This window comes from Fictibacillus tiangongensis, assembly GCF_048083785.1.
Taxonomy (GTDB): Bacteria; Bacillota; Bacilli; order Bacillales; family Fictibacillaceae; genus Fictibacillus.
Genome location: NZ_CP182294.1, coordinates 2923913 through 2946009, shown reverse-complemented (window position 1 = coordinate 2946009; position 22097 = coordinate 2923913). Strand labels below are relative to the sequence as shown.

Sequence of the window (22097 nt, the reverse complement as noted above, 5' to 3'; positions counted from 1 at the left end):
TTCATATGTGCATAGAATGCTCAATTAAAAAAGCGATTGCCAGCTTAGCAGGTATTGAGATTAAGAGAGAAGTTGTGGGCAAAGTGAACAAGAGTCTTATCCTTCAACTAAAACTTGCTGAAAACGAAGTGGATAAGATCATGAGTGACACCAAAGCTACAATAGCAAGTCTTCCAAAAGATATCACGGAAGAAGAGTTTGTAAAGACTTTGTCTGAAAAGTATGAAGCTAAACATAACGAAGCAGCAGCTAAGGTTAACGAAGCTTTTGATCAGATTTTTATAGCAGTTGGGATTAATGATGGAGAAACAAGGTCTAAGCGTGACACTTATAAGATTGATCAAACTACTGGAGAAGTCTTCCGTGAAGTTGAAATCTTTAAGGACCAGGTGCTTCACTAATGGCTGAGATAAACGCATATATGAATGGGTATCAACCAGAAGGGGATACAGAGTTTCTTTCAGCTTCATTGGATGCTCATAAGAAAGCTCTTGAGAAATCTCAACAAAAAGTAAAACGCATGGAGAAAGCTTTGGAGTTTTATGCAGATGATGAAAATTGGATTGCGGTAAACACTTCTCTCGGATTTGTTCCATGTTTGGTTGAAAATGATCAAGGAAAAATCGCAAAACATGCACTAGAAGCGGAGGAGAAGGAATGAGATTTGTAGGAATTGACCCTTCAACCAAAACTGGTTTTGTTGCAATCGGAGAAGGCGGAGTTGTTCTTAGAGAAAAAGAGCTAAAAGGAATCGGCTCTCAGGATCCGAAACGGATGGTCACATTGATTGATGAAGTAGTGGCTCATCTTAAACCAGCAGACATTATTTGCATTGAAGGGTTCCCGTTTGATACTCAAAAAGCCATGTTCGCAGGTGGCTTACACCACGGTATAAGGAATGAACTTTTTAAAAGAAATCTTATTTATCATGAAGTCGCGCCTAACGCTGTAAAGAAGTTTGTTGGTGTTACTGGTTGGGAAGGCGAAAAGGGCAGCAAGAAACGACTAACTGGTCCTCAGAAGAAGAAAGCAGTCATGAATGCTGTTGAAGAACAGTTTCAATATGCTCATAAGAGCGACAACGTTGTAGATGCTTATATTCTTGCACAGATTGCACTTCATATTCATACAGCTTCACAAACCTTTAGTTTGTTACCAGAAAACCAAGCAGAAGTTCTTCAAACCATTCTAAAAACAAAGGGAGCGTAATAAAAATGACGGTTCAAAAAAGTATGTTCTTCAAACTTCAACAAAAGGATGACAAGAAGGAAATTCTAAAATTCGAAATCAAAGGTAATGCAAGTGATCAGGCTTCAAAAGATCTTCATGAGTTAGCCGGCAACATCGTTGTCTTTAAGATCGAGGGTTGTGCTGCAGGTGAAACCACTGCTGAGTTTGTGGAGATCAAAAAGAACTCAAATAAGACAGACCTCAAATTCGCATTAAAAGGAGATTCAGAGGAGAAAGCTCAGGAGCTCTATAAGTTTGCTGGACAGAATGTAAAGATTGAAATCAATCCATCGCAAATGACACTAGATGAATTTTACGGTGATGAGGAAGATCGCGGCATTGAATACTCAGTGGGTAAAGATGGAACAGTCGATGTAGATCCTAACCAGTCTTCATTAGAAGATTTCTCTGAAGAAGAGTTTGATTTTGATGATGAGGAATCGGAAGAAAGTGTAGAGGTATAAAAGTATGATCAACGTGTACAAAAAGGGTGTTTTTTTAGGAACTTTTAAAACAAGTGAACTGATTGGGAGTAAAAATGTTTTAGGAGCAGGTTCAATAATAAACATTGCAAAGAAGAAATATGTGGTTAATAACATCATGGTTAGAAAAGATGAAACCATAGTTGCTGAAGTTTCAAATTAGGACATAAATAATTTCTGCTCTTCCAGTTTGGGGGAGCAGAAGTTTCGTGAAAGGAAATGATTATGAAAGACTACAGCAAGATCAGACTTTACGACTTAAATACACTTTGCCACAAAGGCGATAAAGAAGCTCTTAAAGAATGGCAGCGAAGATGGATTGCAGAATGGCCGTCTATGGATGGGCAGGTAAAAGTAAAGAAAGAAAAGTGACGTGCTTGGCCCGTATCGTTCGGTAAAGGAGAATAAGAATGGATAAAAAGTATGAGCAAGTAGAATTTTTACCAGGAAGCACAATAGACGAGGCAGTTAATCAATTATTGAGTTATCGAGAAAAAGGGAAGTTGGCTACAGCTCAATTCAATGGGGTTTCCTTATACTCAGACACCGTAACAATGGATGGAGCGCATAAAGCAATCATAGGTATGACGAAGACGGAGTGTGATGAATACCTAAGTGAGAAATTTGTGCAGTTCAAAGACTATGAAACAAAAAGATGCCAGAGAAAATCCCTGGCATCAGAATAAGCCACCGAGAAGAAACTCGTATGGCATCAAAAGAAGAACCCTCAATTTTTATGAGGTAATTATAGTATTTACTGTAAAATGCTTATTATTCATAAAGATATTAAGCAATGAAAGGAGTAACCAAATGAAAATCTTTGATATGAACGGTATTGATTATGTGGCTGCTAACGATCGCAAAGACGCGATTACTTTTTATTCAAACCTTACTGGTTATACAGCTGGTGAAGTAGAAGAAGACATCGAAGGAGAAGTTAGCTTGGATGAAAAGATGCATTATCCGATTGAAAACTTCACCAATGGCATTGAAGGATATGACACCAAGGTAATTGATCAGCCGACCTTTGTGTTGGTACCATACAGTCTTGTGTTAGAAATCGAAAGTAAAGGTGAACCGTTCCTGATAAGCACTAAAGAAATGTAAATGGCCAGAGCAAAGCTCTGGCCGGGTTAAAAGGAAGTCAGTAAAGTATTCGTATTGGTTAATCCGAATGGGGGGATTATTTATGAGCCAATTAATGTTCAAGCTTCCAGAAATTGATCGTGAACTGACTAAAGAAGCTGTAGAAGCCGCCCTAGAGAAATATCGTTTTTATCTCCTAAGTGTTCCAGATGAAAAACTTCCTAAAGTGACATCAACGTTCTCACTTGTCCCTCCTTCATTCACTAATGGATTTCATTCATCTACTGAAGAAGCAGCAATATCAAATGTAGATTATGAAATGGAAAAAGAACGCCACTTACAGAACATAATTAGAGGCGTGAACAGACTGAGTAAAATGGAACGTGAGATAATATACAAAAGGTATTTAGAAGTGGAAGAAACATTCGATTATGAGATCTACAATGAAATGGGTTTTAGTGAAAGAAGGTTTTATCGACTAAAAGCGAGAATATTTTACAAGCTCGCATTTATTCTTAAAATTGAAGTTTATAAAAATGAAAGCTAGTAGAATATTGCTAGCTTTTTTATAATAAAAAACCATAAGAGGTGGATTATTTGATTAAAGCAAGGAAAAAGAAGAATATAAATCAGTTTTTTGTTAAAAGAATTAAAGAAGAATTGGATGAATTAGATAATAAGATAATTAAAGAAATTAAAATAGTAAAAGAAAAAGCAATTTCAAATGGGACACTTACTTCCGGTGAAACAATCCAAAGTATAACAAGCGTTATCACCGACAATATTATTTCATCGTGTCAAAAAATGTTAAATTTTATTGATGATTTTCAAGAATATATGAAATTTAAAATTATAGATAATCATCTCAAGGAAATTGGAGAAATTTATAAAACACACTACATTCCTTTGTTAGAAAGGCATTTTGATAATACACTTCCCAATGAAAACAAACTTATTTTCAAGGGTTTTTATGATCCTATTTTTGATAATTATTCTAAAAATGTTACCTTAAAAAGGCTGGAGCTTATCATATCTAATAAGATCGGCAATGTACAATTAAAGAACTCTCTAAAAAAAGATGAACCGAGTGTGAGACTTGCTAGAGTTTCAATTAGTATTAGTTTTTTCTTAATGCTCATTTCATTTTTAAATATTATTTTAAGTTTCTATCTGAATTTTTTTAAGGATAAGTAGAAATCTGTTGAAAATTTTAAAGGAATGGAAGAAGAATGAAGAGCATTGAGACGTGCTTAAAAATGAAAAAGAGGAGATTAATTTTATGGCAGTGTTAGAAAACGATGTTTTTAAACAAACTTTTATAGAATATCTTGAATACAAGGAACAATTTCAAATTGCCGAGCTTATGAAAACTTGTGATTTTACTGTTACTGATACAGGGAATTTCACATATGTGATTTGGAATCAAACAGGTATTGAAATTGATATTCGGGTACCTTTATCAATTATGAAACAAGTTGACGAAAAGTGGGATTCTATCGATAAAATGTGCTATGAAGTATACCCTAGAGACGAGGATCATGCCTTAAGAAAAGTCATTAAAGAATTAGGCCATCAACACCCCGTGAAAGTATTTCAAAAAGTGGTTCAATTGTTGTTGGAGGGCAGGTATACGATAACTTAATATCCAAAGTACATAAAGTACATATGGATAGTATAGAAAAAGATTATATCCTTGAAGGTTGTTATTGTGCTTCAAATGGTAACCGTTTAGCAGCTGCAACTATGATAGGTTGTGCTGCGGAACGTCTCTTGTATCAACTTTGCAATTCCTATTTATCCTATTTAAAAAACGGAAATGGTTCTCAAAAAGAAATATCTAATTTTGAAGAAAAAGTTTTGAATGCTAAAAAAGCGCATGCAAGACTTGATGGCTTCTTAAAGACAGTACAGAATGATGAAAGGCTATTTGAAAAAATTGGGTTAGAAAACTCTAACTTGCATTTTTCTTTTTTGGATATTATGAGACAAGTAAGAAATGAATCGGGACACCCAACTGGTATAAAAGTTTCAAACGAAGATTTAAATACTATTTTTGCTAACTATCAGTTGTTAATAGATCGTGTTCATCCAGTCATAACACATCTACCAACGTTTACTAATAACTGATGTCAGATAAACGGCAGAAAAATGGCAGAATAACGGCAGAGCATTAGGTATAAAAGGTGTTAATATGATATTAAGCAAAAAAATAAAAAACCACCTGGGGAAAGGTGGTTTTTTATTTATCTCTTGTCTTTTGGTGGGTTTGGATCGTTCCCATAACTATTTGACTCACCGATTTTTCCATCCTTTTTGTGTATTCTATGTTCTGTTTGATCTTTCTTTGCTTGTTGTTTACCTTTTTCTTCAGCTTTATCCTTAGTGCGATGGTGACTGATTACTTCTCCGTCTTGCACATTGTTCCAACCAGTTCCATTTTTATTCGGAACAGTATGAACCGGTGGCTTTTTCTTTGTCATTTTATCACCTCTTTTCAATTCTACACATTTCGTCACAATTAGAGGAAATTCCTTCCTATTGGCGAATTGAGTTTGGTGAAAGGAGGTGAGGGTTTGAAAAGAGATATGGATTTGATTAGAAATATTCTGTTAGAAATAGAAGAAAAAGAAAGTGCTACTTCATGGGTAACGTTGTCATTAGAAGGATTTTCCGAGGAACAAGTAAATTACCATTTGAATTTATTAGATCAAGTAGGTTTCCTAGAAGTAAAAAAACTTATACAGGCACCCTATTTGGTAAGAAACCTTACAATGAGAGGACATGATTTTTTAGGCTCGATTAGAAATGATGAATTGTATGCAAACTTGAAAAGCAGATTAGGAGAGACGATTAAGTCTTTGCCATTGAGTGTTGTTTCAAGTGTAGCAATAGAAGTTGCAAAAGAATGGACATTAAAGAAACTTGGTTTCAAATAGCGAAAAGAGGTATGGAACTTGAAGTTGATTGAAAACGAATATTATTACCACATTCAGAGAGCACAAACTAATCAATGGGAAATTGGTAAAACATATTTTATAGGTAAAGAGAAAAACGAATTCGTGAGTCACTTTGATACAACGGATGTTTATTGCCCAAATGATCTTCATCAATCTATTTTGACTTTATTGAACAAAAATGAAGATGTGCCAAATGATATGTTAATCTACACACTAAATAATTACTTGAATGTGTCTAATCATTATAAAAAGTTAGCAAGAGAATATGTATTTGAAGAAGTAAGAGCGGACTTTTTTCCAAACTTACCTTCACGACAAAAATGTCTATGGGTAATGCCAGTGAATGAGGAAATCCTAAGTTATTGGTGGCAATATATAAACGGACGTATACTTTAATTGAAATTAACAGGGAAGATATATAAAACTAATCAGCAGTTTCTTTCCTTGACCAGTAAAAATTTAAACTTTATACGTGAACAAGCATTCAAATATTGGGCTGGTGCTTCAGGCACTAATAACATAGAGGAAGAATGGCTGTTTGAAGGATTTGCAACTGTAGAGTCTATACATACACCAGAGGAATTAGGATTAAAAATTTCTGCACCTGTTAATTAGGGTGCTTTTTTGTTTGCTGCAAACTAGATTCCAGTAAGCCTTAGAGGTGCGCCTAATAAAGCCACCGTTGGCTACCAAACTTTAAGCTTGGGTCTAGTTTGGAGTAAATAAAATTAAAGGAGTGAACACAATGTTAAAAGACAAGTCACACATAGAAGCAGATGTGATTACTGAGGGCGTTTTAATTACAGGAGGTAACAACAAGAAATAAAAAAAGAGGAGCAAAGAGTCTACTTTGCTCCCAAAATAGTTAATCGAGCCTTAGTGAAGGATTATGAAACGTTAATACACCGCATTTTATACATCCAAAAACCTGAACTGGTAGTCCGCTTGTTGCAAGAAAAGAAGGCGGTGTAGTCGATTGATCAACTGTTGTTAAAACGTAAGAAGTTCCTGAAGATGGTGAAACCGGAGCAAAATCGGCTGAGCCACAATTTGAACAACTCGTTGGTTGTTTTATACTTTCCAAAGTGCATAACCTCCTTTCTTATATAAGGTTTTATTGCTGCTTGCGACAGCACAAAGATAACAATTCTACAATTTTTTACAAATTCCTTTTATTCACAATTTTATTTCTAATATGCAGGTGAAGATAAAATGAACCAAAATCAGTTTTATGACAAATACAAACGCGATCGCGAGTCTAGAAGGTTTTACAAGAGTAAAGCTTGGAAGAAATGTAGAAAGCTAGTGTTAATCCGTGACAATCACCTTTGTCAAAACTGCTTTAAGAAAGGCAAGCTAACAGCTGCTGACATGGTCCATCACATAGAAGAGCTGAAGGACAAGCCAGAGCTTGCTCTAAATGAGGACAACCTTATTAGTCTATGTAACACATGCCATAACAAAGAGCACCCAGACAAGGCTTATAAGGGTAAGCACAAGAAGAAGCCTAAGAGGAAGATAAGAGTAATAGAGTCGAATGCGAATGATGAGGTGACATAGGATATGGGGCAAAAAGTAAGCAGGACATCAGATGGGATCTGGTATTTTTATTGTCCGGGTTGTGGCCGGGGCCATGGCTTTGATCAGAGATGGAGCTTTAATGGAGATGTAGATAGACCAACCTTCCGTCCATCTTTACTGGTGAGCTCTCCTTATAATGAGGTTATGAGTAAAGGCGGAGAACTAGTAAAAGTGGAGCCGTACGTTTGCCATTCATTTGTAACAGATGGAAAGATTGAATTCTTAGGAGATTGCTCTCACTTCTTAGCAGGTCAAACAGTAGAAATGGAAGATGATGTGTAATGTTTGGGGATGAGGTGACTTAGTTTGGAATACTTGGAACAGTTTGCTCATGACATGATTCATATGACAGAAGGAGAGAAGTTGATACACTACTGGTGGTTATGGCCTCTAATCATCTGTCTAGTCTTGTTGATTTTGAAAGTTTGCGAACACTTGAAGGGGTAGATAGCCCCCCTACCCTTTAAATCCAAATTTGAGGGCTCTGGGGACCGGCGCTCCCGCATCGTTTGCAACGCGTAAAAAAATTCGTACATAAGGGGGGGTGGTGAATTTGGCAAAGCTAAGTAAAAAAAATCAGGATGAATTGATTAGCGAAGAGATGGATCGTTTGTTGGAGGTTTTTTCAGGTTTACCTAATGGGAAGTTGAAAATCGCTAAAAGGTTAATCGAACGAATTGCCTTTATGAAAGTTACTCTTGAAGTTCTGGAGAACAACATCAAAACTAAAGGACCCACTTATCTCTTTAAAAACGGATCGCAAAAGATGCATGTGGAGAACCCAGCGCAAAAGTCATACAATACGATGATCAATCGTTACACATCCGCGTGCGAAAAATTATTTAACCTCTTGCCAAGAGATGTTGACGAGGGCAAGCATGAAGTAGTTGATGAAGTAGATGACTTCGAAGATTTCTAAACAAATTACTCTTAAAACTCCTTCTGATAAGTTGCTTACAACCTGGTATGCAGAGAAAGTAACGAGTGGCGAAATCCTAGCTTCAAAAAATGTAATCTTAGCTTGTAAGAGACATCTAAATGACTTGAAAAGATCACAATTAAAGGTGCTTTCTGAAGAGTTTCCTTATGTATTTGATGAAGGACTTGGTCATCGACCGATACAATTTACCGAAAAATACTGTAAACCTTCAAAAGGGAATTTTTCAAAGCTTATCATGCAGGCTTGGCAACACTTTGCCATTGGAAGTCTGTTTGGGTGGGTTCATAAAGAAACACGACTAAGACGCTTTAAAGAGGGTCTTATTTTTGTTGCCCGTAAAAACGGAAAAACAACAAAAATTAGTTCTGTTTCCTTGTATGGTGTGAGTAAAGATGGTGAAAGCGGAGCTGATATCCCTCTGCTGGCAAACTCAATGAAACAGGCCAGGTTATTATTTGATGAAGCGAAGGCAATGATTAAGGCTTCACCTCTTTTGAGGAAGCATTTTCGACCATTAAGGGATGCCATTCATTTTGATAAGACCTTTTCTAAAATTGAACCACAAGCTTCTGATTCAGAAAAATTGGATGGCTTATCGACCCATATTGGTGTTTTTGATGAGATCCACGAGATGAAAGACTATAAATTGATTAATGTTATTAAAAACTCGAGGGGATCTCGTGAACAACCGTTACTCATTTATATCACTACAGCTGGTTATCAATTAGATGGTCCTTTAGTTAATTATTACGAGCAGGGTGTTGAGGTGTTAACTGGTGAAGAAATCGATGAAAGAACATTTTATTATTTAGCAGAGCTTGATGATCCAAGCGAGTTTGAAAAACCAGAAATGTGGATTAAAGCTAATCCAAATCTAGGAGTTTCCATAAAGCTAAGTGACATGATTGAAGAATGGAACAAAGCAAAGCGCACTCCAGCAGAAAGAAACGACTTTATTACTAAACGGTTTAATATGTTTGTGAATTCCAGTGAGCAGTCCTTCCTAGATTACGAGATATTAAAGAGAAATGTGGGAAAGCATCTGGATATAGACCTGCTTATTAATAGGAGTTGTGTAGGGGGCTTTGACCTCTCGGATTCAGATGATTTTACAAGTGCCTGTTTAGAATTTCCTCTTGATACTGGAGAGGTTTTTGTTTTGTCTCATTCCTGGATACCGAAGGCAAAAGTTGCAGCGGGGAATGAAAAGATTGATTATCACGATCTTGAAGCCAAAGGGCTCCTAACAATTGTCGATGAAGAATATATTCCTTTGGAACTTGTCTTTGAATGGTTCGTGGAAAAGTCGGGATTATATAAGATTGAAAAAATCATGTATGACCGTGCTAAAGCATTCCGAGTAGTAAAGGATCTTGAGAACTATGGATTTGTATGCGAGAAGGTAATTCAGGGTCCAGTTACACTTACACCACCGCTTAGAGATATCGAAACGCTCTTTAGGGAAGCCAAAGTTATTTTTAACGGTAACCCATTATTAAAGTGGTACATCAACAATGTGAAGTTAAAGAAACATGAAAATGGCAGTTGGTTACCACAAAAACAAAATAGATACAGAAAAATAGATGGTTTTGCGGCTTTATTAAATGCTCATACAGAAGTTATGCAGTTGTTAGTTCAACCTCAGGGTAACGGAAACATAGAATTCTTATCTGTTAAAGATCTCTTTAAGTAATGGAAAGGTGGTGATAAATTGAACTTCTTAAGTCGCATTAAATTTGCATTTAAAGCTGCAGTTGCTGGTTGGAGTGGTCAAGGATATGATTTTACCAACTGGGCAGGGAAGACGCTTTGGGGGATAGATAATGGAAAATTAGTCACAAATGAGACGATTTTCAGTGTTATTAGCCGTTTAGCGAACACATTATCCTCACTTCCTATCAAATTGTATAAGAATTATGATCTTGAAATGAACCAAGCTGCAGATGTGGTAATCAATAATCCAAATCCTAATATGACTAGCTTTGAGATCTTTAACAAGGTTGAAGTGTCGAGGAATGAAACAGGTAATGGATATGCAATCATTCGAAGAGACATTAGGATGCAGCCAGAACAACTTTTACCTATCAACTCAAGCAATGTTACGCCATTTATTAATAACGATGATGGGGAATTGTGGTACAAAGTTATAGGTAACGGAAAAGATTACTACTTCCACAATATGAATATGTTCCATGTAAAGCATATTAGCGGTGCCGGTAGATGGAAAGGAATCAACCCACTTGAAGTATTAAGGAACACGCTAGATTTTGATAAATCTATTCAAGAATTTAGTTTGTCAGAAATGCAAAAGAAGGATAGCTTTATCCTTACCTATGCAACTAATGTTGATAAAGAAAAAAGACAACAAATCGTTGATGATTTCAAGCGGTTTTATACCGAAAATGGTGGGATACTCTTCCGTGAGCCTGGTGTAACTATTGATGAGATTGATAGAAAGTACTTTGCTTCTGATATCATTTCTTCTGAACGGATCACTCGCTCACGTGTCGCTAATGTATTTAATGTCCCGACTTCTTTCTTGAATGAAGTGGAAGGTGGTTTCTCAAGTAATGAACAGCTGATGATACAGTTTGTGCAGATGTCATTAACTCCGACAGTTCGCCAGTATGAACAAGAATTAAACAGAAAATTGCTCACACCCGCTGATCGTAAAGCAGGTTTTTATTTTAAGTTCAACATGGGCGGATTGCTTCGTGGGGATACAGCTGCAAGGACAAACTTCTATCAAGCAATGCTTCGAAGTGGGGCGATGGATAGGGATGAAGTTAGAAGATTTGAAGACTTGCCTCCAAGAGGAGGACAAGCTGCAGAACTTTGGATTTCTGGAGATATGTACCCATTAGAAATGGACCCTACATTACGTAAAGGAGGTGATAAAAGTAATGGGGAAGGAAAACAAGAACAGCTCACCTAAGAAGTTTTGGGAGATGAAGATGTCTACAGATGGTTCCAATTCAGCAGATATCTTTATTTATGGGGACATTGTAAGATATCAGTGGGATGATACCGATGTGTCTGCATCAAGTTTTAAGAAGGATCTCGATAATCTTGGTGATGTTTCAACAATTAATCTTTATGTGAACTCTCCGGGGGGAAGCGTGTTTGAGGGTATTGCAATTCATAACATGCTGAAGAGACATCAAGCTAAAGTAAATGTATATGTGGATGCTTTAGCAGCATCAATCGCGAGTGTCATCGCTATGGCGGGTGACACTATTTTTATGCCTAAAAACTCAATGTTAATGATCCATAACGCTTGGACATTTGCTTGGGGAAACGCTTCTGAATTAAGGAAAGTTGCAGACGACTTAGACAGAATCAGCAGCTCAAGCAAACAAACATATCTCCAAAAAGCTGGTGACAAACTCACTGACGAAAAACTACAAGAAATGCTTGATGCTGAAACTTGGCTATCTGCTGATGAGGCATTGGAGTACGGCTTGTGTGATGTGGTTCAGGAACAAAATCAAATGGCCGCATCCATTAGTGAAGAGTTCATAGAGAAGTATAAAAACGTACCAAAACAGCTACTTGGTGAGCAAAAAGCATCAATTTCAGCTACAGAAATGGCTGAACGGCAAAAAATAGCAGAAGAATCGAAAGCTAATTTAGCTTATCTCGATACCATTTTAGGAGGAATGTAAGAATGAATTTCATGACAACAGTAAAACAATTATTCGTAATGTTAGTAGCAATGGTGTTTGGCAGCAAAGGAGCAGAAGCGAAGAAAGAACCATTCAAAGCCTTTCTGCCTATCAAATCCCTGCAATTCTTTAGTGATAAGACTCTTTATGAGCTCAAACAGAACCTTGCAACAGTTGGCCAGCAACTAAAGAAAGTTGAAGATGATCTTTCACAAAAAGCCATCGATCCAAATGCTTCTATGGATGATATCAAAGCTTTACAACAATCTAAGTCTGATTTGAAAATGCGTTTTGATGTGATTAAAGAACAACATGATAGTCTTGAGGCTGAGCAAAAAGCAAAATTTGAACAGAATCAAGGGATTACAGCTATTGAAGATCCAAAACAACAAAAGGTTCAAGCTAAAGCAGAAATGATTCGCGCAACCATGCAAGGTCGCAGCATGACTGAGGATGCTCGTGCTGCCCTTTCTGATCGAAAGGGCAACGGAGGAGAAAAGCTTCTACCTAAAACGGTTTCTGATGAGCTTTTACATGAGCCATTTGTAAAGAATCCATTGCGAGACATCTCTACATTCACTAATGAAACAAATCTTGAAGTGCCTAAAATCAGCTTTCAGTTAAGTGATGATGACTTCATTGCAGATGAAGAGACTGCAAAAGAAATGCAGGCAACTGGAGATACTGTAGTGTTTGGCCGTAATAAATTTAAGGTGTTTGTACCGATTTCTGAAACAATCCTTAAAGGATCTGATGTGAATTTGGTACAAACTGTAGACCAAGCCTTAGAAAGTGGCCTTGCAGCAAAAGAAAAGAAAGTTGCTCTTGCAAAAACGCCTAAAGTAGGAGAAGAGTCAATGTCTTTCTACGGTGTTGGGATTACAGAAGTAACAGGAGAAACGAAGTATAAGGCAATCAAGGCTGCGATTGCTTCTTTACATGAGGATTATCGTGATAATGCCAAGATTCTTATGTCTTTTGGTGACTACTCTGATATTATCGAGACCCTAGCAAATGGGAACACGACATACTACGATGCTCCACCTGAAAGAGTACTTGGCAAACCTGTAGTATTTGTAGATGCAGCTGTAGATCCAATCGTTGGTGACTTCCGTTACTCACACTTCAACTATGATATTGAAATGTTGAAAGACCGCGATAAAGATGTGAAAACAGGGATTGAATTATTCGTATTGACAGCTTGGTTCGATCATAAGATCAAGTTGAAATCAGCATTCCGAATCGCGAAAGTAGCTGCAGCTCCAACAGTTTAATAGATTGGAGGGCATAATGAATGCTCGACCTTACGCTTGATGAATTAAAGAACTGGTTACGAATAGATGGGAGTGAGGACGATGGTCTCCTCACTCTTCTTATTTCTGCGGCTAAAGAAGATCTTAAAGATTCTGGAGTTCCTGAATCTAACAAACCTCATTACAAATTAGCTGTTATGCTATATGTTTCCCTTCACTATGAAAACCGGGATCCTAGTTCAAAAATTGAGAAGTTAAACAAACCTTATCAAGATTTGATATTGAAGTTAAAAGATTATTCAACACCAATTATTTAGAACCAGAAAGGATGATTGATTGTGGCAAATAAATATGTGGTTACTAAGACTTTTATTGATAAGAATACGAAAATTTTGCATGACAAAGGCTCTTTCTATACTGCCGATTCTGAGAGATTCGAAGAGTTAAAGAAACTTGGGTATCTTGAAGAACAAAAAATTGATCCTATGGAAGATCTTCTTGCTGGTACAGCGAACGAAGTAATCGATTCAATTACAGAAAAAACTTCACTAGAAGACCTTGATACGATCTATAAATTGGAGTCAGAAGATAAAAACCGTAAAACCGTTCTAAAACACATCGACTCTCTTCGCCAGGACGAAAAAGATGAATCCGGGAAGACTGAATAAGCGAATCACGCTTCAAAGAAAGGGATTTACCCGTGACGCTGAATCTAATACAAAAGAATCTTGGTTAGATACAGAAACAGTGTGGGCGGCAGTTGAACCTTTAAGGGGTAGAGAATATTTAGCGGCTGCTGCAGCTAGTGCCGAATCTTTAGTTCGATTCCGGATACGATATCGAAAAAATGTCACGGCTGATATGAGAGTTAAGTACAATGATCGAATCTTTGAACTGAATTCTCCTCCTATTGATCCTGAAGAGAGTCATAAAGAATTAATCCTGATGTGTAAGGAGGTTCTGATCAATGGCTGATATTGAACTTTCCGGATTTGAAGAGATGACAAGAAAGCTTGATGAGCTAGGAAGAAAAGCCGGACGTGTTGAGAATAATGCGTTAAGAGCTGGAGCTGAAGTTCTTCAGGAAGTGATGTCAGACAATGCCCCGGTTGATCCTAACAGTGAGCATGATGTGCATTTAAAAGATAACATCCAAATTAGCAAGGTGAAACGTAAGGGTGGAGAAAAGGTCATTGAAGTAGGTCCAGGTGAAGGGTCCTTCTATGCTATGTTTTTAGAATTAGGAACTTCTAAAATGACACCTGATCCATTTGTAGACCGTAGTATTGCTCAGTCTAAGGACAAAGTGATAAAAGCTATGGCAGATGAGTTAAGGGATGGACTGGGTTTATGATCAATAGCAAAACATTAATAACAACTGCATTAGAAGGTAACAAAGACCTTATAGCTCTCATTGGAAAGGATGTAGAAGAAAATCCGAGGATTTATCATTTAAAAGCTCCTAGAGCAGATGATTATCCTCGGATTACTTTTTTTGAGATTAATAATGTCGATTCAAACTATGCTGATGATGATGTAACAGCAAGTGAGGTTGATATACAAATCTCTATATGGGTAATGGACCCAAGTCTATTAACCCAGATTTCCAACCAAGTAAATAAGACAATGAGAGCTCATAATTTCAAAAGATATTTTGTAACTGAGCTCTATGAGAAAGACACAGGTGTTTATCACAAACCAATGCGTTATAGCGCAAACCTTTAAAGGAGGAAGAAACATATGACAGTTAGTAAATCAGGGCAAGTAGGACTCAAGAAACTCCACTTTGCCCTTCAGACAAAAGATGATTCAAGTGCGGCCACTTATGACGTGCCTGAACTAATCGCTCCAGCAGTAAATGTGAAAATAACTCCTAAGACAGATTCTGTTACCGACTATGGTGACGATGGAGCAGTAGATACTGCCTCAGCCTTAGGAGAGATTGATGTTGAAATTGAGACGACTTCATTACCTCTCGATATTCAAGCAAAGCTTCTTGGCCATAAATACCAGAATGGATTGCTTGTAAAAGGAACAGATGATATTGCCCCTTACGTAGCAATTGGTTTTGAAGCTCCAAAGTCTGACGGATCAAAGCTATTTGTATGGCTTTATAAGGGGAAATTCGACCTCTTAGAAAGCGAACATAAAACTAAGCAAGATAAAGTTGAGTTTCAGCACCCTAAGTTGAAAGCTAAATTTGTACGTCGTGAGTTTGATAAGAATTGGCAGGTGTCTGGAGACACGAGTGACACAGCGTTTACACTAGCTAACACTTGGTTTACGAAGGTTATTGCACCGGCGGACGCTACTGCTCCACAAGTTTAAAATAACTTAGTTTTAAAAAGGGGCGTTTGCCCCTTTTTTTGTATTTAAAAGAAATAGGAGGAATTAACATGCAATTAACATTAAGAATAAACGACGAAAAGAAAACATTTTCAGTAGATTTCATCTCAGGTTATATGTTCAGACGCGCAATAGATCTAGAAGAAAAAAGAGGGAAGTTCCTTAAGAAGTTAATTGAGGAAGGTGTGTCAGCCGAGGAGCAAAAAGCGTTACTAAACGAACTTTATGGATTTATTGTTCAGATATTCGATAAACAGTTCACAACGGATGAATACGAAAACGGTAGTGATGCAAGACGTATAGTAGATCAATCCTGGGCAATCGTGAACGGAATCATCGGACAAGTTTCTAATCCTCTTGGCAAGCTTGAAACAAAAAGCGATAGTGATACGAACAATGGAAAAAAGTAAAACCACTCGAACCGAGGGACTTTGTAAAAGCACTTTACAACAATCTTTTAAGGGACGGGTGGAAACTTCCAGACATCGATAAAATGGATATTGTCTATTATATTGAGCTCCTTGTCTATGATCTAAACAATGAGGATTCTGAAGACGATGAGGTGTTTATTGATCAATTAGGCATTTTTGGAATAGGGTGAGGTGTTATAAATGCCAGATGAAACGATTGGAACCATTAAAGGTGATGTCAAACTAGATCAGAGTGATTTTAGACAGGGTGTAGCATCAATAAACCGGGAACTTAGAGTGGTTAAATCTGAGTTTGAAGCTAGTTCAGCAAAAGTTAAAGCTTTTGGCCGTTCCCAAGATGAAGCGAAGAATCAAGCTGTAAACTTAGGCAGACAGATTGATCTTCAACGTAGAAAAGTAGAACTACTCCAAAATGCACACGATAAATACTCTAAAGAAATAGGGGCCAATGCGAAGCAGACACAAAACCTTGCTGTTGAACTAAATAAGGCAAGAGCTGTATTAACGAATTTTGAAGGTAGCCTTAACCGCGCAAACAGGCAAATGGATACACAAGCTCAATCCGTAGAAAGACTAGGTACTCGTTTAGACCGACTACGAGGGTTTGCAGATGAATCAGCAATAGCTCTCGGTGTTATGTCTGGAGCACTTACAGTAGCATTAGGATCAGCAGTAAACAAAGCAATGGACTTTGAAGCTCAGCTGTCTAGTGTAAGTGCTGTATCGGGAGCAACAGCTGAAGAGATGAGGAAATTAAAAGACCAGGCTTTAGAAGTCGGTGCGGCAACCAAGTATTCTGCTTTAGAAGCAGCACAAGGTCAAGAAGAGCTAATAAAAGCAGGATTAACTCTTGATCAAGTTATTAATGGTGGATTAGAGGGTGCTTTGAGTTTAGCAGCAGCCGGTGAACTTGAATTAGCAGATGCTGCTGAAATTGCTTCTACCGCATTGAATGCTTTTAAAGATGACAATTTAGAAGTGGCAGACGCAGCTGATATTTTAGCCGGTGCAGCTAATGCTTCAGCAACATCCGTTGGGGAGATGCGTTATGGTCTTTCTATGGTATCAGCTGTAGCGAGTGGGGTAGGATTGTCTTTTGAAGATACATCAACAGCGTTAGCGTTATTTGCCCAAAATGGTCTTAAGGGGTCCGATGCGGGTACATCTTTAAAAACAATGTTAATGAACTTATCACCAGCCACAAAAGATGCCAATGAAGCAATGTTTGATTTAGGTATTGCAGCCGAAGACGGCAGCAATGCTTTTTTTGATGCTCAAGGGAACATAAAATCAATGGCTGAGATTGCTGGCGTGTTACACGAAGCATTAAAAGATTTAAATCCTCAACAACGTGGTGATGAGTTAAGGAGAATGTTCGGATCAGATGCCATTCGTGCTGGTACCATCCTTTTCAAAGAAGGAGCTAAAGGTATAGAAGACATGGCAGAAGCCATGAACAAGGTGACTGCCGCAGATGTAGCAGCAGAACGAATGGACAACTTAAAAGGGACTGTGGAAGAACTTAAGGGAGCTTTTGAAACGGTTCAAATTGAAATGGGTACAGCCTTAATTCCTATGCTTAAGGATCTAGCAGAAGGTACAAGTGATGTAGTTGATTGGTTTACTAATCTATCACCTTCGACAAAGGACATGATTGTGAACTTTACAGCTTTATCAGCCGGGGCTCTTGGTGTTGGGGCTGCAGTTGCTGGAATTCTAGCAATAGCCAATCCAATCACAGGTGTCATCATAGGCGGTGGGATTGCAGTCTCAGGTCTAATATCCATCATTAACAAGTTTTCTGATGACTCGAAGAAAGCACAGTCAGATGCTCGTAATTTTGGCGAGGGAGTTTCTGAGGGAACAAAGAAGGCTGCAGATGGATATGTAAAGATGCGCGATAGAGCACTTGGAGCTTTGAACGATTTAGCTTTTTCGACTGGCGCTGAAGCAAAGAAAGCTGTAGACAACGCACAAGCTGAATTCGCAAAGTTAGCCGATAAAGCTATGCAAGCATTAGAAAAAGATAAAGCTCGATTTAATGAGTTTATGGCAAAATTCTTTGGAGACGCTTCAAATGAAGGTGTTCAAAGAGTAGAGCAAGATCTTAAAAAAGATGCAGAAGAATATTACAAAACAAAGGAAAAGGCGATTAGAGACGCTGAATCCACGATGAATGAACTGACTTCTAAATATGGGAACAACATATTTGATATGTCAGCGAAAGATTTTCAACGGTACCAGGGCGCATGGGAAAAATTCGATTCAACTACCGGAACTGCAGTTGCAAAATCCATTACAGAGTTAAAAGCTGTTAATAAGGCATTTGATCAAATTGATAAGGGCGTCTCATTAAAACAAGCACAAAAAGAAATTGAGAAACTGAATACAACTAGCAATAAAGCTCTCCAGGAAATTGGAAAGGCCAGAGATAAGGATCTAGATAAGGCTAAAAAGTATTCAGAACAAATGGGATATAATCATCAACAAGAAGCAGCCTTGATTGATCAAATTAGTTATCAATACAGCCTCCAAGAAAGTGCAATTTATAGCAATCAACTTACAAAAACAAAGCAAGTTGAGGAGGCATTAGGTAAAAAATCAGAGGAATTAGACTTAGAAAAAGGGTTAACCAAAGCTCAAAAAGACCGCATGACATCGTATTTAGATTCAGGTGATCGCGTACTCGCTAAGCAGGATGACATTAATGCTAATAATGACCGGCATACTCAAAAGCTACGTGATAATTATCAAGATAGTACATTGGCTGCTAAAGAGCATTATGAAGCTGTAGTGAAGTTCGGAAAATCTCTCCCTTCAGCAACAGAAGGTCTATTTAAAGGCTTACAACAAGATAAGAAAGTAGCCAAGGCTGCAGGAGAAGCAATATCTGTTAGTCTGATGGATGGCACCAAGGCGGTTGATTTAGGCTCTGCAGGAGTCGTCAAAGTAGATGAGTTTGTATCTGGTGTGAAAAGTGGCCAATACACAATTCGTGATGTAGCGATTGCGAGCATCAACTCAATGAAAGCTCAACTAGGTCAAGGAAGTCTTACGGATGAAGGATTAAAGGACATATCTTCATACCATAAAGGTCTACAACAATTAAAAGTAGAAGAGATCGCTCAGAAGCTTCAACTAAATCTTAAGAAGAACATGGATGTGGATCTTGGACCTTATGGGAAAACATCGGTAAAGTCTTTTGTAGAAGGTCTTAAATCTGGAACGTTTGATATTGATGCGCTTTATTTCTTATATCAAAGCAGATTAGAATCAGCGACTACATTTGATTTGACTAAGACTGGCCAACAAAATATAAACACACTACTCCAAGGGATGAACCTTGGTTTTTTTAGTGTAGAAGATGCAGCAAGACAGCTAGGGCTAGATATTCAAAGCAATGTAAAAGTAGATCTTGGAAAAGCTGGCCAACAGAATGTACAAAGTTTATTAGTTGGATTGCAAAGTAAGAAGATTGACATCGATACGTTCGTCAAAGGTGTTCAACTTCTTATGGAGGAAGGAGCCAAAATAGATTTATCAGCTGAGGGTAGATCAACTACGTTAACTCTTTCACAGGGTATTAATAACGGTCGTCCAGAAGTTGAGAAGTCAGCATCCTCCACTAAGGCAGGCATACAGAATATCTTAGGTTCTACTTCAGACGGTGGTGGAGGCAAGAAATCTACTTCTGATATGGAAAGAGGCATTTCCGGGAATCAAAACAGAGTCTTAACTGCCGCAGGATTCATTAAATCTGGAACCGCAGCAGTTCTTGGATTAACAAGTGACAACGGTGGGGGTAGAAAGGCAACGAGTGATTTTACAAAAGGAATTACTTCAGGGGAACGAGGAGCAGGGACCGCCGCAAGTAAAGTTGCAGGTGCAGCTAGAAACAATCTAAAAGTAAGTGATGCTTCAACTTTAGGAGCTAACGTAGCAGCAGGGTTTGCTAGTGGGATATTCGGAGGAGAGCTTGGTGTCATTAGAGCAGCAACAAGTATTGCGCGTTCAGCTTGGCAAGCCATTAAAACTGAGACTAAACAAAAATCTCCTTCAAAGAAGACTGAAGAGCTAGGAATGTTCACTGCAATGGGCTATGAAGTTGGGATGAAAGGGCGTCTGTCTCAGGTTGAGAGATTAGGTTTACAACTAGCCCATGCCTCTATGCCAATATTAAACCGTTCGGGCTTTTCATTAGGTAGTAAACTACCTGAGCTAATCAACGAAAAATTAAATGCTCATTTAAATGTCAGTACACCAGGTACAAATAGTACACAAAACGGAGCACCTCAACCGATCATCATTCAATCCGTCTTAAATGGACGAATCATTGCTGAAGAATTAATCGATGATGTAAGTGCTATTCAAAAAAGAAAACAAACAGAATCGAGTAGAGCGAGAGGTGAATATTAATTGAACGGATTTGTGTGGAGAGGAAAACACAGCAATGATTTTGGCATTACCGTTTTAAAAGTGTTACGAACCATGTTACCACCTTTAAACGACAAGTCTATTAGTATTCCCAATCGTCCAGGTTCTTATTGGTTTGGAAGTGATTTAGGAGTACGAGAGTTTAAAGTGCTCGTTGCGATTAAAGATGTAAATAAAACAAAGCTTATCCAGAAAGCTAGATTAATAGCTTCTTGGTTGTTGTCTGAAGAAGAGGAAGAACTTATTTTTGATGCTGAACCGGATAAGTCCTTCTTTGCCTTTTTAGGTGGGACAACTGAAATAGAGTCAACGCTCGCTAACAGAGGAAAAATCACTTTAACATTTTATTGTCCAGACCCTTATGCGTATGGTCCTAATAAAGAGTCTTCGCCGTATACCTCTTCCCCTATCCTAACAACCATAGGAGGGCAAGAGAAAACACCACCTATATTCTTAGCTAAATTTAATGAGCCGTCCACCTTTCTTTCCGTAGCTATAAAAGAAAGTCACATTCATATTGGCAGTCCAGCAGGTGTGGAAGAGATTACAGTGCCAAAAGAAGTCGCACTCATTAATGACGGCATGAGCTCTACTTCGTCTTGGATAGCCAACACAGTAGTTGATGGTGGTTCGGTGTCAGGAAGCTTTAAATCGAGTGGCTTAGCGTTTAGTGCCAACTCATACGGAACGGGTTCTGCGTGGCACGGACCAAGCTTAAAACGCATGTTACAAACTCCTGTGCAAGATTTTAAGATGGAGAGTGTAGTAGGCTTCTATTCAGATCAACAGAATGAGGTGGGGCGTCTTGAAATCTACGTGTTGGATAGTAACGGTGTCGCTATCGGCAAAATTGGACTGAAGGATGCATGGAGCGATGAGAGAACGATGGTAGAAGCAAGAGCCGGAAAACTCTTGGGCGGGAAAATGCTCATGGCTTACATTGGGAATGTCGTCAAAAAGAATCGAAAAGTTACTGTGAAAAAGAAAGTGAAAGGTAAGACCATTACTGAAACAGATACCGTGACAGATGGTTTTTCAACTTATGCCAACTTTTATGGAGTACTGAGGCTTTCGAGAGTCGGTAATAAGTGGAGTGCTCACATAGGGAGAATTGACCCTGCAACGGGCAGACGATTCGCAAGAATGACCATAAATTGGACAGATAAAAACAATCAACACATGGACAAGGTAGCAGGAGTGGCCGTTCATCTCGCTCAACATGGCACTAAACCCTTCATAAAAACAGCATACATCTCAAGTGTGAAACTATGGCAGATTAATACGATTACAGAAATCGATGTACCAGAGATCGTAAGTGCTGGTGACGAGATTGAAATTGATTGTGAGACAGGTGCTGTTTATCTAAATGGAGATCCATTCCTAGAGGAACTAAATATCTCCAGTGAGTTCTTCCATTTAGCAGCTGGTCAAAATCAAATTGCCTTTGAACCGGCTGATAAGTGTTCATTACAAGTCTTTCATAGAGGGAGGTACTTATAGTGTTTTATAAAAAGAAAATTAGAGAACTGGAGAATCGTATTGAGAAGTTGGAAAAACGTTTAGAAGAAACTCCAGAAAGCACAAAAGCATGTATTGATATAGATGGAAAAGCTCTTATAAAACCGATTATAAATTTAATTAAATCAAATGAACGAGCAAGAGACACTTATTAAAGTGTCTCTTTTTGTTAGG

The 22097-nt window shown here is 38.0% G+C and carries 34 protein-coding genes; 32 read left to right on the top strand and 2 right to left on the bottom strand.

Annotated elements, in window-relative coordinates; genetic code table 11:
- Nucleotides 1–5: 5 nt before the first annotated feature.
- From ACNJYY_RS15795 to ACNJYY_RS15740, 12 genes are all read left to right on the top strand, one after another.
- Nucleotides 6–401, top strand: a complete 396-nt coding sequence (locus ACNJYY_RS15795; protein WP_416729227.1) for a hypothetical protein — start codon at nucleotides 6–8, stop codon at nucleotides 399–401.
- On the top strand, nucleotides 401–661 hold the full coding sequence (locus ACNJYY_RS15790) for a hypothetical protein (RefSeq protein ID WP_416729226.1): 261 nt from the start codon (nucleotides 401–403) through the stop codon (nucleotides 659–661). The genes ACNJYY_RS15795 and ACNJYY_RS15790 overlap by 1 nt, the downstream gene beginning before the upstream one ends.
- Entirely contained in the window at nucleotides 658–1209 is a 552-nt protein-coding gene (locus ACNJYY_RS15785; protein WP_416729225.1) for a hypothetical protein, read from the top strand. Before ACNJYY_RS15790 ends, ACNJYY_RS15785 begins: the two co-directional genes overlap by 4 nt.
- 5 nt (nucleotides 1210–1214) lie before the next feature.
- A complete protein-coding gene (locus tag ACNJYY_RS15780; protein WP_416729224.1) occupies nucleotides 1215–1694 on the top strand; it encodes a hypothetical protein in 480 nt (159 codons plus the stop codon).
- Nucleotides 1695–1698: 4 nt separating this feature from the next.
- Nucleotides 1699–1875 (top strand): hypothetical protein, encoded by a 177-nt coding sequence (locus ACNJYY_RS15775; protein WP_416729223.1) that lies wholly within the window; start codon nucleotides 1699–1701, stop codon nucleotides 1873–1875.
- Nucleotides 1876–1937: 62 nt separating this feature from the next.
- Nucleotides 1938–2084, top strand: a complete 147-nt coding sequence (locus tag ACNJYY_RS15770; protein ID WP_416729222.1) for a hypothetical protein — start codon at nucleotides 1938–1940, stop codon at nucleotides 2082–2084.
- Nucleotides 2085–2122: 38 nt separating this feature from the next.
- Nucleotides 2123–2398 (top strand): hypothetical protein, encoded by a 276-nt coding sequence (locus ACNJYY_RS15765; protein WP_416729221.1) that lies wholly within the window; start codon nucleotides 2123–2125, stop codon nucleotides 2396–2398.
- Between the two features lie 124 nt (nucleotides 2399–2522).
- Nucleotides 2523–2819 carry a hypothetical protein gene (locus ACNJYY_RS15760; protein ID WP_416729220.1) on the top strand — a complete coding sequence of 99 codons (297 nt, stop codon included), beginning with the start codon at nucleotides 2523–2525 and terminating at the stop codon, nucleotides 2817–2819.
- Between the two features lie 82 nt (nucleotides 2820–2901).
- On the top strand, nucleotides 2902–3345 hold the full coding sequence (locus tag ACNJYY_RS15755) for an ArpU family phage packaging/lysis transcriptional regulator (protein WP_416729219.1): 444 nt from the start codon (nucleotides 2902–2904) through the stop codon (nucleotides 3343–3345).
- 50 nt (nucleotides 3346–3395) lie between these two features.
- Entirely contained in the window at nucleotides 3396–3992 is a 597-nt protein-coding gene (locus tag ACNJYY_RS15750; protein ID WP_416729218.1) for a hypothetical protein, read from the top strand.
- Between the two features lie 85 nt (nucleotides 3993–4077).
- Complete coding sequence (locus tag ACNJYY_RS15745; RefSeq protein WP_416729217.1) at nucleotides 4078–4440, top strand: hypothetical protein; 363 nt, start codon at nucleotides 4078–4080, stop codon at nucleotides 4438–4440.
- Nucleotides 4441–4463: 23 nt separating this feature from the next.
- Entirely contained in the window at nucleotides 4464–4925 is a 462-nt protein-coding gene (locus ACNJYY_RS15740) for a hypothetical protein (protein WP_416729216.1), read from the top strand.
- 116 nt (nucleotides 4926–5041) lie between these two features.
- On the opposite strand, the gene ACNJYY_RS15735 is transcribed toward ACNJYY_RS15740, so the two are convergent.
- Complete coding sequence (locus ACNJYY_RS15735) at nucleotides 5042–5278, bottom strand: DUF2188 domain-containing protein (protein ID WP_416729215.1); 237 nt, start codon at nucleotides 5276–5278, stop codon at nucleotides 5042–5044.
- Nucleotides 5279–5371: 93 nt separating this feature from the next.
- Between ACNJYY_RS15735 and ACNJYY_RS15730 the strand changes: the two genes are divergently transcribed.
- The 3 genes from ACNJYY_RS15730 to ACNJYY_RS15720 are packed head-to-tail and all read left to right on the top strand — an operon-like array spanning nucleotide 5372 to nucleotide 6370.
- On the top strand, nucleotides 5372–5734 hold the full coding sequence (locus tag ACNJYY_RS15730; protein WP_416729214.1) for a DUF2513 domain-containing protein: 363 nt from the start codon (nucleotides 5372–5374) through the stop codon (nucleotides 5732–5734).
- Nucleotides 5735–5752: 18 nt separating this feature from the next.
- Entirely contained in the window at nucleotides 5753–6151 is a 399-nt protein-coding gene (locus tag ACNJYY_RS15725) for a DUF2441 domain-containing protein (protein ID WP_416729213.1), read from the top strand.
- 48 nt (nucleotides 6152–6199) lie between these two features.
- Nucleotides 6200–6370, top strand: coding sequence for a hypothetical protein (locus tag ACNJYY_RS15720; RefSeq protein WP_416729212.1), 171 nt, complete (start codon nucleotides 6200–6202; stop codon nucleotides 6368–6370).
- Nucleotides 6371–6620: 250 nt separating this feature from the next.
- On the opposite strand, the gene ACNJYY_RS15715 is transcribed toward ACNJYY_RS15720, so the two are convergent.
- Complete coding sequence (locus ACNJYY_RS15715; protein ID WP_416729211.1) at nucleotides 6621–6839, bottom strand: hypothetical protein; 219 nt, start codon at nucleotides 6837–6839, stop codon at nucleotides 6621–6623.
- 128 nt (nucleotides 6840–6967) lie between these two features.
- Here ACNJYY_RS15715 and ACNJYY_RS15710 point away from each other — a divergent pair, with 128 nt between their 5' ends.
- From ACNJYY_RS15710 to ACNJYY_RS15630, 17 genes are all read left to right on the top strand, one after another.
- Complete coding sequence (locus ACNJYY_RS15710) at nucleotides 6968–7315, top strand: HNH endonuclease (protein ID WP_416729210.1); 348 nt, start codon at nucleotides 6968–6970, stop codon at nucleotides 7313–7315.
- 3 nt (nucleotides 7316–7318) lie between these two features.
- Complete coding sequence (locus tag ACNJYY_RS15705) at nucleotides 7319–7618, top strand: DUF6527 family protein (protein ID WP_416729209.1); 300 nt, start codon at nucleotides 7319–7321, stop codon at nucleotides 7616–7618.
- 265 nt (nucleotides 7619–7883) lie between these two features.
- Nucleotides 7884–8255: a hypothetical protein gene (locus ACNJYY_RS15700; protein WP_416729208.1), complete on the top strand. Its 372-nt coding sequence runs from the start codon at nucleotides 7884–7886 to the stop codon at nucleotides 8253–8255.
- The gene (locus ACNJYY_RS15695; RefSeq protein WP_416729207.1) at nucleotides 8236–9969 is read left to right on the top strand and encodes a terminase large subunit; all 1734 of its coding nucleotides are present in this window, start codon (nucleotides 8236–8238) and stop codon (nucleotides 9967–9969) included. Before ACNJYY_RS15700 ends, ACNJYY_RS15695 begins: the two co-directional genes overlap by 20 nt.
- An 18-nt stretch (nucleotides 9970–9987) precedes the next feature.
- Nucleotides 9988–11211, top strand: a complete 1224-nt coding sequence (locus tag ACNJYY_RS15690) for a phage portal protein (protein ID WP_416729206.1) — start codon at nucleotides 9988–9990, stop codon at nucleotides 11209–11211.
- Nucleotides 11180–11941 carry a head maturation protease, ClpP-related gene (locus ACNJYY_RS15685; protein WP_416729205.1) on the top strand — a complete coding sequence of 254 codons (762 nt, stop codon included), beginning with the start codon at nucleotides 11180–11182 and terminating at the stop codon, nucleotides 11939–11941. The genes ACNJYY_RS15690 and ACNJYY_RS15685 overlap by 32 nt, the downstream gene beginning before the upstream one ends.
- A 50-nt stretch (nucleotides 11942–11991) precedes the next feature.
- Nucleotides 11992–13215: a phage major capsid protein gene (locus tag ACNJYY_RS15680; protein ID WP_416731893.1), complete on the top strand. Its 1224-nt coding sequence runs from the start codon at nucleotides 11992–11994 to the stop codon at nucleotides 13213–13215.
- Between the two features lie 20 nt (nucleotides 13216–13235).
- Nucleotides 13236–13511 carry a head-tail connector protein gene (locus ACNJYY_RS15675; protein WP_416729204.1) on the top strand — a complete coding sequence of 92 codons (276 nt, stop codon included), beginning with the start codon at nucleotides 13236–13238 and terminating at the stop codon, nucleotides 13509–13511.
- Nucleotides 13512–13532: 21 nt separating this feature from the next.
- The gene (locus ACNJYY_RS15670) at nucleotides 13533–13862 is read left to right on the top strand and encodes a hypothetical protein (RefSeq protein ID WP_416729203.1); all 330 of its coding nucleotides are present in this window, start codon (nucleotides 13533–13535) and stop codon (nucleotides 13860–13862) included.
- Entirely contained in the window at nucleotides 13840–14169 is a 330-nt protein-coding gene (locus ACNJYY_RS15665) for a phage head closure protein (protein WP_416729202.1), read from the top strand. Before ACNJYY_RS15670 ends, ACNJYY_RS15665 begins: the two co-directional genes overlap by 23 nt.
- Nucleotides 14162–14548 (top strand): HK97-gp10 family putative phage morphogenesis protein, encoded by a 387-nt coding sequence (locus ACNJYY_RS15660; RefSeq protein ID WP_416729201.1) that lies wholly within the window; start codon nucleotides 14162–14164, stop codon nucleotides 14546–14548. Before ACNJYY_RS15665 ends, ACNJYY_RS15660 begins: the two co-directional genes overlap by 8 nt.
- Nucleotides 14545–14919 (top strand): tail completion protein gp17, encoded by a 375-nt coding sequence (gene gp17 / locus ACNJYY_RS15655; RefSeq protein ID WP_416729200.1) that lies wholly within the window; start codon nucleotides 14545–14547, stop codon nucleotides 14917–14919. The genes ACNJYY_RS15660 and gp17 overlap by 4 nt, the downstream gene beginning before the upstream one ends.
- A 15-nt stretch (nucleotides 14920–14934) precedes the next feature.
- A complete protein-coding gene (locus ACNJYY_RS15650) occupies nucleotides 14935–15522 on the top strand; it encodes a major tail protein (RefSeq protein ID WP_416729199.1) in 588 nt (195 codons plus the stop codon).
- A gap of 68 nt (nucleotides 15523–15590) precedes the next feature.
- Nucleotides 15591–15950 (top strand): phage tail assembly chaperone G, encoded by a 360-nt coding sequence (gene gpG, locus ACNJYY_RS15645; protein ID WP_416729198.1) that lies wholly within the window; start codon nucleotides 15591–15593, stop codon nucleotides 15948–15950.
- Between the two features lie 201 nt (nucleotides 15951–16151).
- On the top strand, nucleotides 16152–20387 hold the full coding sequence (locus tag ACNJYY_RS15640) for a phage tail tape measure protein (RefSeq protein ID WP_416729197.1): 4236 nt from the start codon (nucleotides 16152–16154) through the stop codon (nucleotides 20385–20387).
- Nucleotides 20388–21905 (top strand): distal tail protein Dit, encoded by a 1518-nt coding sequence (locus ACNJYY_RS15635; RefSeq protein WP_416729196.1) that lies wholly within the window; start codon nucleotides 20388–20390, stop codon nucleotides 21903–21905.
- Nucleotides 21905–22078 carry a hypothetical protein gene (locus ACNJYY_RS15630; protein ID WP_416729195.1) on the top strand — a complete coding sequence of 58 codons (174 nt, stop codon included), beginning with the start codon at nucleotides 21905–21907 and terminating at the stop codon, nucleotides 22076–22078. Before ACNJYY_RS15635 ends, ACNJYY_RS15630 begins: the two co-directional genes overlap by 1 nt.
- The last annotated feature ends 19 nt before the right edge of the window (nucleotides 22079–22097 follow it).

Excerpts from the sequence above, each read along its gene's own strand:
- ACNJYY_RS15640 (WP_416729197.1), top strand. The coding sequence starts at position 16,152 with ATGCCAGATGAAACGATTGGAACCATTAAAGGTGATGTCAAACTAGAT.
- ACNJYY_RS15680 (WP_416731893.1), top strand. The coding sequence starts at position 11,992 with ATGGTGTTTGGCAGCAAAGGAGCAGAAGCGAAGAAAGAACCATTCAAA.
- ACNJYY_RS15760 (WP_416729220.1), top strand. The coding sequence starts at position 2,523 with ATGAAAATCTTTGATATGAACGGTATTGATTATGTGGCTGCTAACGAT.
- ACNJYY_RS15710 (WP_416729210.1), top strand. The coding sequence starts at position 6,968 with ATGAACCAAAATCAGTTTTATGACAAATACAAACGCGATCGCGAGTCT.
- ACNJYY_RS15775 (WP_416729223.1), top strand. The coding sequence starts at position 1,699 with ATGATCAACGTGTACAAAAAGGGTGTTTTTTTAGGAACTTTTAAAACA.
- ACNJYY_RS15755 (WP_416729219.1), top strand. The coding sequence starts at position 2,902 with ATGAGCCAATTAATGTTCAAGCTTCCAGAAATTGATCGTGAACTGACT.
- ACNJYY_RS15790 (WP_416729226.1), top strand. The coding sequence starts at position 401 with ATGGCTGAGATAAACGCATATATGAATGGGTATCAACCAGAAGGGGAT.
- ACNJYY_RS15665 (WP_416729202.1), top strand. The coding sequence starts at position 13,840 with ATGAATCCGGGAAGACTGAATAAGCGAATCACGCTTCAAAGAAAGGGA.
- ACNJYY_RS15705 (WP_416729209.1), top strand. The coding sequence starts at position 7,319 with ATGGGGCAAAAAGTAAGCAGGACATCAGATGGGATCTGGTATTTTTAT.
- ACNJYY_RS15685 (WP_416729205.1), top strand. The coding sequence starts at position 11,180 with ATGGGGAAGGAAAACAAGAACAGCTCACCTAAGAAGTTTTGGGAGATG.
- ACNJYY_RS15740 (WP_416729216.1), top strand. The coding sequence starts at position 4,464 with ATGGATAGTATAGAAAAAGATTATATCCTTGAAGGTTGTTATTGTGCT.
- gp17 (WP_416729200.1), top strand. The coding sequence starts at position 14,545 with ATGATCAATAGCAAAACATTAATAACAACTGCATTAGAAGGTAACAAA.
- gpG (WP_416729198.1), top strand. The coding sequence starts at position 15,591 with ATGCAATTAACATTAAGAATAAACGACGAAAAGAAAACATTTTCAGTA.
- ACNJYY_RS15795 (WP_416729227.1), top strand. The coding sequence starts at position 6 with ATGTGCATAGAATGCTCAATTAAAAAAGCGATTGCCAGCTTAGCAGGT.
- ACNJYY_RS15780 (WP_416729224.1), top strand. The coding sequence starts at position 1,215 with ATGACGGTTCAAAAAAGTATGTTCTTCAAACTTCAACAAAAGGATGAC.
- ACNJYY_RS15695 (WP_416729207.1), top strand. The coding sequence starts at position 8,236 with ATGACTTCGAAGATTTCTAAACAAATTACTCTTAAAACTCCTTCTGAT.
- ACNJYY_RS15770 (WP_416729222.1), top strand. The coding sequence starts at position 1,938 with ATGAAAGACTACAGCAAGATCAGACTTTACGACTTAAATACACTTTGC.
- ACNJYY_RS15745 (WP_416729217.1), top strand. The coding sequence starts at position 4,078 with ATGGCAGTGTTAGAAAACGATGTTTTTAAACAAACTTTTATAGAATAT.
- ACNJYY_RS15765 (WP_416729221.1), top strand. The coding sequence starts at position 2,123 with ATGGATAAAAAGTATGAGCAAGTAGAATTTTTACCAGGAAGCACAATA.
- ACNJYY_RS15660 (WP_416729201.1), top strand. The coding sequence starts at position 14,162 with ATGGCTGATATTGAACTTTCCGGATTTGAAGAGATGACAAGAAAGCTT.
- ACNJYY_RS15785 (WP_416729225.1), top strand. The coding sequence starts at position 658 with ATGAGATTTGTAGGAATTGACCCTTCAACCAAAACTGGTTTTGTTGCA.
- ACNJYY_RS15650 (WP_416729199.1), top strand. The coding sequence starts at position 14,935 with ATGACAGTTAGTAAATCAGGGCAAGTAGGACTCAAGAAACTCCACTTT.
- ACNJYY_RS15675 (WP_416729204.1), top strand. The coding sequence starts at position 13,236 with ATGCTCGACCTTACGCTTGATGAATTAAAGAACTGGTTACGAATAGAT.
- ACNJYY_RS15735 (WP_416729215.1), bottom strand. The coding sequence starts at position 5,278 with ATGACAAAGAAAAAGCCACCGGTTCATACTGTTCCGAATAAAAATGGA.